Origin of the sequence: Bradyrhizobium sp. cir1 (genome assembly GCF_014198245.1) — a bacterium.
Classification (GTDB): Bacteria; Pseudomonadota; Alphaproteobacteria; order Rhizobiales; family Xanthobacteraceae; genus Bradyrhizobium.
This window is the reverse complement of record NZ_JACIHE010000001.1, coordinates 153,663-165,963: the sequence shown is the minus strand read 5'-3', so window position 1 is coordinate 165,963 and position 12,301 is coordinate 153,663. Positions and strand designations below refer to the sequence as shown.

Genomic DNA, 12,301 nt, shown 5'->3' with positions numbered 1-12,301 from the left:
TCAGCCGTGATGCTTCGCCACGTGGGCGGCGAAGGCGTCGATGTAGGCCTGGAGCACCGTCTTGAGCGAGTCCTTGGTGAGGTTGCCCTCCGCATCGAAGGCATCGCCGACGGCGTTCAGGTAGGTCTCGGGCTGCTGCATGATCGGGCCGGAAATGCCCGGCAGGATGTGCTGCAGCGTCTTGGCGGCGCTGACACCGCCGAGCGGTCCCGGCGAGTTCGAGATGATGCCGACCGGCTTGCCATTGAACGAGCTCTTGCCATAGGGCCGCGAGGCGACGTCGATGGCGTTCTTCAGCGCGCCCGGAATGGCGCGGTTGTATTCGGGGGTGATGAAGATGACGCCGTCGGACTTCTGGAGCTTGTCGCGGAAGGCCAGCCAGTCCGCGGGCGGCGCGGCCTCGAGGTCCTGATTGAAGAAGGAGATGCCCGCCGGCGTGATGACCTCGAGCTTGAGCGAGGCCGGCGCGAGCTTGGCCAGCGCATTGGCGATCTTCAGCGAAAAGCTGTCCTTGCGCAGGCTGCCGGCGATAACGACGATATTGTAGGCCATGGGGTGTCCTTCAGAAACTTGAGCGGAAGTGCCGGGCGGCACTTAAGCGATCCGGACCAATGGATGCAAGTGCATGAACCGTCCGGTTTGGAAACGCTGAGTTTCCCGAAGATACCCAGTGAACGCGGTGCCGCGCCGTCGCGCGTCACGACTTATTTGGGTTGATGAGGAATTTTTCGCCGGTGGCGCGTTTGGCGTACACCGCGATGTTGGCGGGATCGAGTGCCTCCTGAAGCGACACCACCTTGGTGTAGTGACTGGCGAACGTGGTCTTCAGTTCGTTCACGACGCGTTGGCGCAGCCGTCCGATATCGGCCGGACCGATCTTCTGGAGGAACGGCGTCAGCAGCCAGCCGCCGACGCCCCAGGCCATGCCGAAGCCGCGCGGCAGCTCGATCGGACGGACATCGAGCGCGCCGTAGACATAGACCTGCTTGTGCACGCTGGAGCCGTAGCGGCTATATTCCTTGGCGGTCTTGTTGATCGCGATTTCCATGCAGTTGAGGATGTCGCCGGCAAGCTTGCCGCCGCCAATGGCGTCGAAGGCGATGGTAGCGCCGGTCTCGACCAACGCGGCCGTGAGATCGTCGAGAAAGCTCGGCACGCTGGAGTCGACGACGTATTTGGCGCCGATCTTCTTCAGGATCTCCGCCTGCTCCTTGCTGCGCACGATGTTGACGAGCGGGATGCCATCCTTGATGCAGATCTTGTTCAGCATCTGGCCGAGATTGGAGGCGGCCGCGGTGTGCACCAGAGCCTTGTGGCCCTCACGCTGCATCGTCTCGGTCATGCCGAGCGCGGTGAGCGGATTGACGAACCAGGACGCGCCCTCCGTCGCCGTCGTGCCCTCGGGCAGCGGCTGGCAATCCCTGACCTTCATGGTCCGGTACTGCGAATACATGGCGCCGCCGATCATCGCAACGGTCTTGCCCATCAGCGCCTTCGCAGCATCCGACGCGCCGGCCTTGATGACGACGCCGGCGCCTTCATTGCCGACCGGCAGGGACTGGTCGATGCGCGCCCCCATCGCGCGCATCGCGCCTTGCGGGACGGTTGCCGTGATGACGGGCGCCTGCTTGGTGCCCGAGGACTTGGCCGTGCTCATATCGGCGGCGCCGACGAGCAGGCCGAGGTCAGACGGATTGATCGGCGCCGCCTCGACGCGGACGACGACCTCGTCGTCCGCGGGCTCGGGGGTCGGCACGTCGACGAGCGAGATCTCGAGCTCGCCGCTCGCCTTGATCAGCGAACGCAGTTGCAGTCCGGTGTTGCCGTCGCTCATGTCGATCCTCCCCTTGTCTTGTTGAAGCGCTGGCTTATGCCAGCGCCTTCAGTGACGCCTTGCCGCCGTAGAGCGCCTGCTTGCCGAGCTGCTGCTCGATGCGCAGGAGCTGGTTGTATTTGGCGGTGCGGTCGGAACGCGCAAGGGAGCCGGTCTTGATCTGACCGCAATTGGTGGCGACCGCGAGATCGGCGATGGTGGAATCCTCGGTCTCGCCGGAGCGGTGCGACATCACCGAGGTGTAGCCCGACTTGTGCGCCATCTCGACGGCGGCGAGCGTCTCGGTCAGCGTGCCGATCTGGTTGACCTTGATCAGGATCGAGTTGGCCCGGCCCGCCTTGATGCCTTCGGCGAGACGCTTGACGTTGGTGACGAACAGGTCGTCGCCCACGAGCTGGCACTTCTTGCCGATGAGGTCGGTGAGCTCCTTCCAGCCGTCCATGTCGTCTTCCGACATGCCGTCCTCGATGGTCACGATCGGATAGCGCGAGACGAGATCGCCGAGATACTTGGCCTGCTCGGAGATCGAGCGGGTCTTGCCCTCGCCTTCATAGACGTACTTGCCGTCCTTGAAGAACTCGGTCGAGGCGCAGTCGAGGCCGAGCACGATGTCAGTGCCCGCCTTGAAGCCGGCCTTGCCGATCGCGTTCATGACGAACTCGAGCGCGGCGTCGGCCGACGGCAGGTTCGGCGCGAAGCCGCCTTCGTCGCCGACATTGGTGTTGTGGCCGGCCTTCTTGAGCTCCGACTTCAGCGTGTGGAATACCTCCGCGCCGTAGCGCAGGCCCTCGGCGAAGGACGACGCGCCGACCGGGAGGATCATGAACTCCTGGAAGTCGATCGGGTTGTCGGCATGAACGCCGCCATTGATGATGTTCATCATCGGCACCGGCAACAGGCGCGCCGAGGTGCCGCCGACGTAACGGTAGAGCGGCATGTCGAGCGAGTTCGCGGCGGCCTTGGCACAGGCCAGCGACACGCCGAGGATGGCGTTGGCGCCCAGCCGGCTCTTGTTCGGCGTACCGTCGAGCTCGATCATGATCTGGTCGATCTGGGCCTGCTGCTCGACATCGAGGCCGCTCAGGGCCTCGAAGATCTCGCCGTTGACGGAGCCAACCGCCTTGGTGACGCCCTTGCCGAGATAGCGGGCCTTGTCGCCGTCGCGCAGTTCCACTGCCTCATGGGCGCCGGTCGAGGCACCCGACGGCACAGCGGCGCGGCCGAGCGCGCCATCTTCCAGCACGACGTCGACCTCGACGGTGGGATTGCCCCGGCTATCGAGAATTTCGCGGCCGATGATGTCGATGATGGCGGTCATGATGTGCACTTCCGTTCGTTAGGGCTGATCGGTGCCGCGGGTCTTACACGGGCCGCAAGCAAATGTGAACGCTTGGACGCCCGGCTTCGGCTGACGCGTGAAGCACCCAAGACTAAACTTGAGAACGCTGGGTCTGCGCGTCCATCCTCAATCCCAAGAAGCCGAGGTAACGCCATGAATCGCCGCCAGTTTCTTGCTTCGAGCGCCGCCGTCCTTGCCGCCCGCCCAAGTCTTGCGCAGGAGGCCCCGTTCCGGACAAAATATTTCCCGATCAGCGCCGGCATTGGCTTGCACGATCTCACGCCCGCCTCTGACGGCACGGTCTGGTTCACCGCCCAGGGCAAGGGCCTGCTCGGCAGGCTCGATCCCCGGGATGGCAGTTTCAAGACGGTCAGCCTCGGCCAGGGCGCCGCCCCGCACGGCGTCACGATCGGCCCTGACGGCGCCCCCTGGATCACCGAAGGCGGCCAGAACGCGATTGCGCGGGTCGATCCTGGCGATCTCAAGGTCACGCTGTTCCGCCTGCCGGAAAAGTTCGCCTATGCCAATCTCAACACCGGCGTGTTCGACAAGACCGGTACCTACTGGTTCACCGGCCAGTCCGGTTACTACGGCCGCCTCGCGCCGAAGTCGGGCGAGATGAACGTGTTCAGGGCACCGAAGGGCATCGGACCCTACGGCATCACCGTGACGCCCAAGGGCGATGTCTGGTACGCCTCGCTCGCCGGCAGCCATATCGCCAGGATCGACCTCGCGACGGGCAGCGCCCATGTCGTCGAGCCGCCGACGCCAAACCAGGGCGCGCGGCGGGTCTGGTCGGATTCGAAGAGCCGGATCTGGGTCAGCGAGTGGAACAGCGGCCACGTCTCGGTGCACTATCCCGCCGACGGATCCTGGAAGACATGGAAGCTGCCGGGCGAGCGTCCCAGCGCCTACGCGGTCTATGTCGACGACAAGGACAAGGTCTGGCTGACAGATTTTTCGGCCAATGCCATCGTGCGTTTCGATCCTGCCACCGAGAAGTTCAACGTCTTCGCCAGCGACAAGGCCAACGCCAATGTCCGCCAGCTCGACGGCCGTCCGGGCGAGCTGTGGGGCTGCGAGTCCGGCAACGACCGGATCGTCATGATCCGGACGATCGCCTCGGGTTGACGACAGCCGCGATTGCGTCCATCCCGACATCCTCTGGAGCGCGATCTCATCGCGCTCCGGTTTCTAGTTGAGCATGATCTTTCGGAAAACCGGTGCCCACTTTGCGCTAACGCGGCCCTTCGGGTCCGGATCATGCTCGAAAGGATGTGACGACGATGGCGAAGAAGACCCTCCAGCTCGGCCGCGCGGTCGAATGGCCGCACACACCGGAAGAAGCCCAGCTCGACCGCGTGCCCAATCCGCAAAAGGGCACGGACTATCTGGTCCGCTTCACCGTGCCGGAATTCACCTCGCTCTGCCCGGTCACGGGCCAGCCGGATTTCGCGCATCTGATGATCGACTACGCGCCCGGCCAATGGCTGCTGGAATCGAAGTCGCTGAAACTCTACATCGCGAGCTTCCGCAATCACGGTGCCTTCCATGAGGATTGCACTGTCATGATCGGCAAGCGCATTGCCTCGGAGATCAAGCCGAAATGGCTCCGCATCGGCGGCTACTGGTATCCGCGCGGCGGCATCCCGATCGACGTGTTCTGGCAGACCGGCCGCGTGCCGAAGGGCCTGTGGGTGCCCGAGCAAGGCGTCGCGCCCTATCGCGGGCGAGGCTAGTAAGAGAAGAACAACAATGAAAACGATGTCAGCAACATTCCGCAACGTCGCCCTGGGCGTTCTGGGCGTCCTGTGGCTCTCCGGCGCGTCTGACGCTGCCGAGGTCCGCGTGATGATCTCGGGCGGATTGACGGCGGCCTATCAGGCGCTCGTGCCGGAGTTCGAGAAGGCCACCGGCAACAAGGTGCTGACGGCGTTCGGGCCCTCGATGGGCACCACCACCAATGCAATTCCGGTCCGGCTCGAACGCGGCGAGCCGGCCGATGTCCTGATCATGGTTGGCTATGCCCTCAACGACCTCGCGAGCAAGGGCAAGGTCGTGGCCGGCAGCCAGGTCGATCTCACGAGGTCACCGATCGGGATCGCCGTGAAATCGGGCGCGCCGAAGCCGGACATCAGCTCGGTCGACGCGGTCAAGCGCGCGCTGCTGGCGGCGAAGACGATCGCCTATTCCGACAGCGCCAGCGGCGTCTACGTCTCGACCGAGATGTTCGACAAGCTCGGCATTGCCGAAATCATGAAGGACAAGGCGCGCAAGATTCCGGCAACGCCGGTCGGCGAGATCATCGCGCATGGCGAGGCCGAACTCGGCTTTCAGCAGATCAGCGAACTGAAGCCCGTGAAGGGCATCGACATCGTAGGTCCCCTGCCGAACGAATTGCAGAAGATCACGATCTTCTCGGCCGGGATCGCGACCGGTTCGAAGGAGCCCGAAGCCGGCCGCGCTTTGATAAACTTCCTCGCCTCCCCCGCCGCACGCGAAGCGATCATCGCGAGCGGAATGGAGCCGATCCCGGCTGGCGGAGCGAAATAGCGCGGCTCTCGGTACGCCCTAATACGCGCTCAGGAGATCGACCTTCGCATTGGCTGCAACCAGCCGCCGCGCCAGGATCGCGGCGAGATTGCGCATGATCTTCAGCGACGTCTCCGGGTGCAGGCGGCGGTAGTCGGCAAAGCTGTCGAGCGGCAGCTCGAGGCAGGTGACGGGCGTATCGGCGAGAACGTCGGCGCTGCGGCTTTGCTCCAGGATCGCCATCTCGCCGAACTCCATGCCGGGACCGAGAGATGCGAGGCGCACGCCGCTGCGCAGCTTCACGCTGACCATGCCGCTCTGGAGAAAGAACAGCGAATTGGCCGGCTCGCCGACGGCGATGATGCGCTGGCCGGCCGCGTAATGCCGCGTGGTCGAGAGCTTGACGATGGCGGCGATCTCCTCCGCGTCGAGCTCGGCGAGTAGCGCCTGCTCGCCGAGATGCGCGCTCTCCTTGACGTCGGTGAAGCCGCCGAAGCGGTATATCACCTGGTCCTCGGCCCATTCGATGGCATCATCGAGCAGCGCGAAGTGGCGCAGCCGGCGCGGCTCGGCCGTGCGCGCGGCGATCGCCGTCCACACCGCGGAGCTCTCCTCGAAGCCGGACAGGATGGCGGTGACGCCGGAATTGCCGAGCGCGGTCAGCGTCTCGCCGAGCAGCTCGGCGCCGGCCGCGGTGATGTCGGGGACGCGGCGGAAATCGATGATCAGGAGCGGCGCATTCGGCGGCTCGCTGGTGAGCCTTCGCGTGACGTAGTCGATCGTACCGAAATTCATCGCACCGACCAGCTCCAGCACGCGGATGTCGCTGTGGCGTTCGTCGAGGATCTGCTGCTCGTGCGGCTGGCGGCTGCGGCGCGAAGAGATGCCGTAGACGTCGTAGTCCGCCATGATGCTGGTACGCACGTCCGCGTTGCGGTTGAGCATGTGCAGGTCGAACCGCGCCGACAGCGCCTCGCAGACCTTCAGGCCGCGCACGCTGTTGAAATGGTTGTCGAGCAGCGGCGAGAAGGTGCCGAGGCCAAGCTGCGAGGGCAGCGCCGCGACGATGCCGCCACCGACGCCGCTCTTGGCGGGAATGCCGACGCGATAGGTCCACTCGCCGGCATAGTCGTACATGCCCGAGCTCGTCATCACCGACAGCGTGCGCGCGACGATGTTCGGCGTGATGACCTGGACACCTGTCACTGGATTGATGCCGCGATTGGCGAGCGTTGCCGCCATCACGGCGAGGTCGCGGGCGGTGACGAGGATCGCGCATTGGCGGAAATAGACGTCGAGCACGGCATCGACGTCGTCGGGCAGCACCGCGTAATTCCGCAGCAGCCAGGCAATCGCCCGGTTGCGGTTGCCGGTCGCGGTCTCCGAGGCATGCACGGCCTCATCGACGCCGAGCTCGCGCCCGGCGAACTGGCTGAGCTTGGCGCGGACACGCTCGAAGGCGCCCTTCCCGTCCACCTCATAGATCAGGCCCGAGCAGGCGATGGCGCCGGCATTGACCATGGGATTGAAAGGACGGTTGTCGTTGGTGAGCCGGATCGAGTTGAAGGCTTCGCCGCTCGGCTCGACGCCGATGGTGGCCGCGACACGCTCCTCACCGACCATCTCCAGCGCCAGCGCGAAGACGAAGGCTTTGGACACCGACTGGATCGTGAACGGCACGTCGCTGTCGCCGACCTCGTAGACATGGCCGTCGATGGTGACGAGCGCGATGCCGAAATGAGCGGGATTGGCGCGCTTCAGCTCGGGGATGTAGTCGGCGAGCTCGCCGGAATTGTCGGTCCGGAATTCGGCGTGGCAATCGGTGAGGAAACGCCGCAGCGGTGGCTTGGTGAGATATCCGGTCAAGCGGGGCGTGCTGGCTGCGCTGGCGGAACGGCTGGTCTGGGCGTCCACGATCTCACACCTCGATTTGCCCAAAATCAAAGCAATTCGCGTGCCATGCATACGCTGGCGGAGGTGTCGTGGTGAGGGACGACGCCCCGCTCAAGTCACCGAACGGACTTCAACGCGCGTCGGAGGGCGCCCGCTGCTTGAGCAGCCGCGCGCAGACGAGACCCAGCACCACCATGATCGCGGCGCTCGCGAGCAAGGTCGCAACTTACCGGCGTGCTGAAGCCCAAAGCCGTAGGCGAGCGGCCCGACCGTCTGCCCCATGAAGAAGAAGAACGAATGCAGCGACAGCGCGGTCGCGCGCGCCTCGACCGACAGCTCGCTGGCGAAGACCTGGAGGCAGTCATGGGCGATGCAGAACCCCTAGCCCATGGCGACGGGGTTCAGCGCCTGAACCTCCCGGCGCGGGCCAAAGGCCACGGCGACGAGTTGCGAGGTGCCCCGAGCAAGGCGACGCGCCGTCTCGCGGGCGGGCCCAGGGCATAGCTCGGTCACGTTGACCGTCGAGAGAAAACGGCCTCGGCCGACAGCGACGAGGCCGCTCTCGCATCATGGTCCTAGCTAGCCAAGCGCTGCCTCAGGCTCTGGTAGAACGCCGTCTCGAAGTTCATATAGCCGATGAACGATATCGGATCGCCGAAGGGCAGAATCTGGGTGGCCCAGAACCCGCCGACGTTGTTCTGCCGATCGATCCAATAGAACAAGTTGGCAAGCCCGGCCCAGCCCAGCGCGCCGGCGGGACGTCCCGTCGGGGCTTCCTCGTCGTTGACCATGAAGCTCAGCGCCCAGGATTTGGATTGGCCCGGAAAGAATTCCGCGTCGTTGCACAGCGACGGGATGACACCCGTGATAGGCGTTACCTTCCTGTCGCCCAGATGGTTCTTCTCCGCCATCCGGACGGTTTCGGCTTTCAGCACGCGGCCGTGCTCGCCAGCCCCGTCATTCAGCCACATGCGGATGAATCGCATGTAGTCGCCGACCGTGCCGTACAGGCCGTGGCCGCCCATATGGACTTCGGGCTTTGCCGGAAGCTCGAAATCCATCGGCGTCAGCGACCCGTCGGCGTTTCGCGCGTGGATGCCGGCCAGTTTCTGGCGCATCGCGTCGGTCAGCTCGAAGGTCATGTCCTTGATCCCGAGCGGTTCGAAGATGCGCGTCTTGAAGACTTCACCGAGTCGCTTGCCCGTGATGGCCTCGACGATCTGGCCGCACCAGTCGAGATTTGTCCCATAGTCCCAGCGCTCGCCGGGATCGAACAGCAGCGGGGTCATCAGGCAGGCCTTGGTCGCGGTGATCACGCTGGGCTGCCCCTTCTCCTGGGCCAGTCGGTTATAGGTGTGGTTGATGAAATCGTAGCTCAGGCCCGCCGTGTGGGTCATCAGCATGCGCGTGGTAACATCGCGCTTCGGTGCACGCAGGATCGGCTCGCCCGCTGCATCGAAGCCCTCGATCACCTGCAGCTTTCCGATCTCGTTCGCGTAGCGCTTCGCGGGCGCATCGAGATCGAGCTTGCCCTCCTCGACGAGTTGCAGAACGGCCGTGCCGGTAATCGCCTTGGTCGTGGAGAAAATGGCAAAGACACTGTCGGTGGTCATGTCCGCTGGCTGATCGAGGCGGCGTTTGCCGGCCGCGCCTTCATAGATGTTGCGCCGGCGGTCCGTCACCATTGCGACAACGCCGGGCACACGCGGCGTGGATGTGACGACGCCGTCGAGAACGGCATCTGCCGTCGCGTCAAAATTCATGATCATGATTGTGCTTCCCGTGCTGGATTGATTGATGTGGTCGATGCTCGCGTCGCGAGCGCTCACTGCATCACGAAGCCCTCGTAACCGTTCATCGCGACCTCGTCGCACTTCTGCCGATACGCGCCGACGCCGCCGCAGTACGACAAGACACGGCGCGGCTTGCCTTCGACGTTCGAGCCCAGGTACCAGGAATTGGTTTTCGCGATCAGCGTCGCGTTCGCGATCTCGTCGTGATGGGCCACCCAGCTGTCCTGGGCGTCCTTTGTCGGCTCGACCACCTTCAGATCCTTGCTGCGCATGTACTTGATGCAGTCATCGATCCATTCGACCTGCTGCTGCAGGCACGTGGTCATGTTGCACAGCGCGGCCGACGGAGCGAGCGGAACGGCGGTCGTGAACAGGTTGGGATAGCCGTGAACCTGCAGGCCCATCGTGGTGCGGATGTCCCTGCCCCAGTCCTCCCTCAGCGAGCGACCGCCGCGGCCCCTGATATCGATGCGCGTCAAGGCACCGGTGCCGGCGTCGAAGCCGGTTGCAAGGACAATGATATCCAGCTCATGAACCGTACCGTCAGCGGTCTGAATACCCGTGGGCGTTACGCGATCGATCGGATTGCTCTTGACGCTGACGATCTCGACGTTGGGACGATGGAAGACCTCGAGGAAGTTCTGCTCGAGCGGTACACGGTGCGTTCCGAACCCATATTCGGCAGGAATCAAAGCATCGCACAGTTTCGGATCCCCGAGCCGCTCGCGCATCTTCCCGCGCACGAATTCGGAGATCTCGGCATTGACCTCCGGGTCGAAGAACAGCTCGGCGAACGAGGATATCCATAGCTTCAGGGAACCGTCATTCCAGCAAGCCTCGATCACCGCGCGGCGGCGCTCCGGCGTGAGGTCTGCCCAGGCGTGCTCGAAGTCGTATTCAAAGCCGGTGAAAGTGCGCGGCAGGCGTTCGGTGAGCGACTTGAACCTCGACTTGTAGTCCTCGACATCCGCGGCTCCAAATTTCGGATTCTTCATCGGGATGATGTATTGCGGCGTGCGGATGAACACCTTGAGATGGCCGACATCGCCGCCGATCGTCTGGATGACCTGGATGCCGGTCGCACCGTTGCCGATGACTCCGACGCGCTTGCCTGCGAGGTCGACAGGCTGCTTCGGCCAGCGCGCCGTATGGAACAACTGCCCCTTGAAGGTCTCCTGCCCCGGAAACGACACGTAGGGAGCCGACAGCATGCCGCAGCAGGTGACCAGAAACTGGGTGTCGATCACGTCGCCCCGGTCGGTCGTGACCAGCCAGCGCTGCGTGGCCTCGTTGAAATGCGCGCTCTTGACCGTCGTGCTGAACTGGATGTCCTTGCGCAGATCGAGACGGTCGGCGACGTAGTTCATCCAGCGTTCGATTTCGGGCTGACCCGGAAACTTCTCGCTCCAGCTCCAACCCTTGTAGAGCTCCTCGGAGAAAAGATACTGATAGATGTAGGCCTCGGAGTCGAAGCGCGCGCCGGGATATCGATTCCAATACCAGGTTCCGCCGACGCCTGACGCGGCGTCGATCCCCCTGACGCTTAATCCCTGCTCGCGCAGACGATAGAGTTGATAGAGCCCGGCGACGCCGGCTCCGACAACCACGGCATCGAACCTCACTGTTCCATGCGAACCGTTGCTTCCATTGGATTTGGTCAGGGCTTCCGCCATTTTTTCCTCCTCGGTGGTTTTTGAGTGCGCACGACCTTCCCCACCCATCATGCGATCGGATGGTGGTGCAGCGCGTCATTGTTGATCCCGTCAGTACGGGATGGGGGAAAGCTATGAGTATTCCGGCGGCTGGAGCTTGAACAAATCGGACAATTCTTTGAACGAAGCCGCACGCTCCCTCGCCGGTACTGCAGTTCGGCAAGACGGCTCGCTTGGCAAATGGCAAAACCGGCTTATGCTCGTCGCCGCCGTTCGGCCAATGAGAAGCAGAAGCGGTCAACCGCGCCTTAGAATTCAGGGAAGGAGTCTCGCGCGATGGGCCAATTCATCACGGTCGAAGAGCTGCCACGTTACGCTCCCGGCCAATTGATGCTGGACAGTTCGGCGGTGGGCAAGACTGACTTTCGGCTGCGCGTCTTCCGCTATGCGCCGTCCGACATCTGGGTGCCGCCTTCCGAGAATTTCCTGATCGTCGTCTACCGCGAAGGCACAACGTCGATGAACCGCCGTGTGACCGGCGCCTGGAAGCAGGATCACGTCGGACGCGGCGTCACAACCCTGCTGACACGTGCGGAGCCTTCGAACTGGCGCTGGAGCAATGACCTCGAAGTCAGCCATTTCTACATCTCGCCGAGCCTGATGACGAAGACCGCGAGCGAGGCATTCGACCGCGACTCAGGAAGCGTCGAACTCCACGATCTGCTCAGGATCGAAGATCCCGTGCTGACCTGGATCGGCGACCGGATGGTGCAGGAAGTGTCCGAAGGCGGTCCGGGCGGCCGGCTCTGCTACGATGCGCTGGCACTTCAGGCGAGCGTGCACATCTTGCGAAAATATGCCTCGGTGGAATTCAAGCTGCCCTGTCCGCAGGGGCGCTTCAGGCCAGCGCATGCAAGGCTGATCGAGGACTATGTCGAACAGAACATCTCCAGGAACATCACGCTCGAGGAGCTAGCCAATATCTGCAACTGCTCGCCGGTGCAGTTCGCGCGCAAGTTCCAGGTGCACTATGGCATGCGGCCGCATGCCTATGTCCTGAGCCGCAAGGTGGAGCGCGCCCGCCAACATCTGCGCAAGGATCGGCTCGCCCTGAAGGAAATTGCGCTCTTGAGCGGATTTTCCGATCAAAGCCATCTCAATCGGATTTTCCGCAGACACATGAACGTCACGCCGGCCGAGTATCGCAAGAACTGCGTGAGCTAGCCTCCTCCACCGAGTCCTGCGAACCGGATATGCA

The 12,301-nt window shown here is 63.7% G+C and carries 10 protein-coding genes and 1 pseudogene; 4 read left to right on the top strand and 7 right to left on the bottom strand.

Features of this window, described 5'->3' with window-relative positions; translation table 11 throughout:
- The 3 genes from GGD63_RS00780 to eno all read right to left on the bottom strand — a co-directional run bounded on the left by GGD63_RS00780 (position 1) and on the right by eno (position 3,152).
- A complete protein-coding gene (locus GGD63_RS00780; RefSeq protein WP_183239017.1) occupies positions 1 to 552 on the bottom strand; it encodes an NADPH-dependent FMN reductase in 552 nt (183 codons plus the stop codon).
- A 145-nt stretch (positions 553 to 697) separates the two neighbouring features.
- Complete coding sequence (locus tag GGD63_RS00775; protein ID WP_183239016.1) at positions 698 to 1,834, bottom strand: zinc-binding dehydrogenase; 1,137 nt, start codon at positions 1,832 to 1,834, stop codon at positions 698 to 700.
- A 34-nt stretch (positions 1,835 to 1,868) separates the two neighbouring features.
- Entirely contained in the window at positions 1,869 to 3,152 is a 1,284-nt protein-coding gene (gene eno, locus GGD63_RS00770; RefSeq protein WP_183239015.1) for a phosphopyruvate hydratase, read from the bottom strand.
- Between the two features lie 174 nt (positions 3,153 to 3,326).
- On the opposite strand from eno, the gene GGD63_RS00765 reads away from it, so the two are divergent.
- The 3 genes from GGD63_RS00765 (at position 3,327) to GGD63_RS00755 (ending at position 5,726) form a co-directional block, all read left to right on the top strand.
- The gene (locus GGD63_RS00765; protein ID WP_183239014.1) at positions 3,327 to 4,304 is read left to right on the top strand and encodes a lyase; all 978 of its coding nucleotides are present in this window, start codon (positions 3,327 to 3,329) and stop codon (positions 4,302 to 4,304) included.
- Positions 4,305 to 4,459: 155 nt separating this feature from the next.
- Entirely contained in the window at positions 4,460 to 4,912 is a 453-nt protein-coding gene (queF, locus tag GGD63_RS00760; protein WP_183239013.1) for a preQ(1) synthase, read from the top strand.
- A gap of 16 nt (positions 4,913 to 4,928) precedes the next feature.
- Positions 4,929 to 5,726 (top strand): substrate-binding domain-containing protein, encoded by a 798-nt coding sequence (locus GGD63_RS00755; protein WP_183239012.1) that lies wholly within the window; start codon positions 4,929 to 4,931, stop codon positions 5,724 to 5,726.
- Between the two features lie 18 nt (positions 5,727 to 5,744).
- On the opposite strand, the gene glsA is transcribed toward GGD63_RS00755, so the two are convergent.
- The 4 genes and pseudogenes from glsA to GGD63_RS00740 form a co-directional block, all read right to left on the bottom strand.
- A complete protein-coding gene (gene glsA / locus GGD63_RS00750; RefSeq protein ID WP_183239011.1) occupies positions 5,745 to 7,619 on the bottom strand; it encodes a glutaminase A in 1,875 nt (624 codons plus the stop codon).
- Between the two features lie 109 nt (positions 7,620 to 7,728).
- Positions 7,729 to 8,054, bottom strand: a pseudogene (locus GGD63_RS40025) (MFS transporter); the annotation flags it as partial.
- 119 nt (positions 8,055 to 8,173) lie between these two features.
- On the bottom strand, positions 8,174 to 9,367 hold the full coding sequence (locus GGD63_RS00745; protein ID WP_183239010.1) for a serine hydrolase: 1,194 nt from the start codon (positions 9,365 to 9,367) through the stop codon (positions 8,174 to 8,176).
- Positions 9,368 to 9,423: 56 nt separating this feature from the next.
- Positions 9,424 to 11,064: an NAD(P)/FAD-dependent oxidoreductase gene (locus tag GGD63_RS00740; protein ID WP_183239009.1), complete on the bottom strand. Its 1,641-nt coding sequence runs from the start codon at positions 11,062 to 11,064 to the stop codon at positions 9,424 to 9,426.
- A 315-nt stretch (positions 11,065 to 11,379) separates the two neighbouring features.
- On the opposite strand from GGD63_RS00740, the gene GGD63_RS00735 reads away from it, so the two are divergent.
- Entirely contained in the window at positions 11,380 to 12,267 is an 888-nt protein-coding gene (locus tag GGD63_RS00735; protein WP_141935810.1) for a helix-turn-helix domain-containing protein, read from the top strand.
- Positions 12,268 to 12,301: the final 34 nt, after the last annotated feature.

Excerpts from the sequence above, each read along its gene's own strand:
- GGD63_RS00755 (WP_183239012.1), top strand. The coding sequence starts at position 4,929 with ATGAAAACGATGTCAGCAACATTCCGCAACGTCGCCCTGGGCGTTCTG.
- GGD63_RS00740 (WP_183239009.1), bottom strand. The coding sequence starts at position 11,064 with ATGGCGGAAGCCCTGACCAAATCCAATGGAAGCAACGGTTCGCATGGA.
- queF (WP_183239013.1), top strand. The coding sequence starts at position 4,460 with ATGGCGAAGAAGACCCTCCAGCTCGGCCGCGCGGTCGAATGGCCGCAC.
- GGD63_RS00745 (WP_183239010.1), bottom strand. The coding sequence starts at position 9,367 with ATGATCATGAATTTTGACGCGACGGCAGATGCCGTTCTCGACGGCGTC.
- GGD63_RS00735 (WP_141935810.1), top strand. The coding sequence starts at position 11,380 with ATGGGCCAATTCATCACGGTCGAAGAGCTGCCACGTTACGCTCCCGGC.
- GGD63_RS00780 (WP_183239017.1), bottom strand. The coding sequence starts at position 552 with ATGGCCTACAATATCGTCGTTATCGCCGGCAGCCTGCGCAAGGACAGC.
- GGD63_RS00765 (WP_183239014.1), top strand. The coding sequence starts at position 3,327 with ATGAATCGCCGCCAGTTTCTTGCTTCGAGCGCCGCCGTCCTTGCCGCC.
- eno (WP_183239015.1), bottom strand. The coding sequence starts at position 3,152 with ATGACCGCCATCATCGACATCATCGGCCGCGAAATTCTCGATAGCCGG.
- GGD63_RS00775 (WP_183239016.1), bottom strand. The coding sequence starts at position 1,834 with ATGAGCGACGGCAACACCGGACTGCAACTGCGTTCGCTGATCAAGGCG.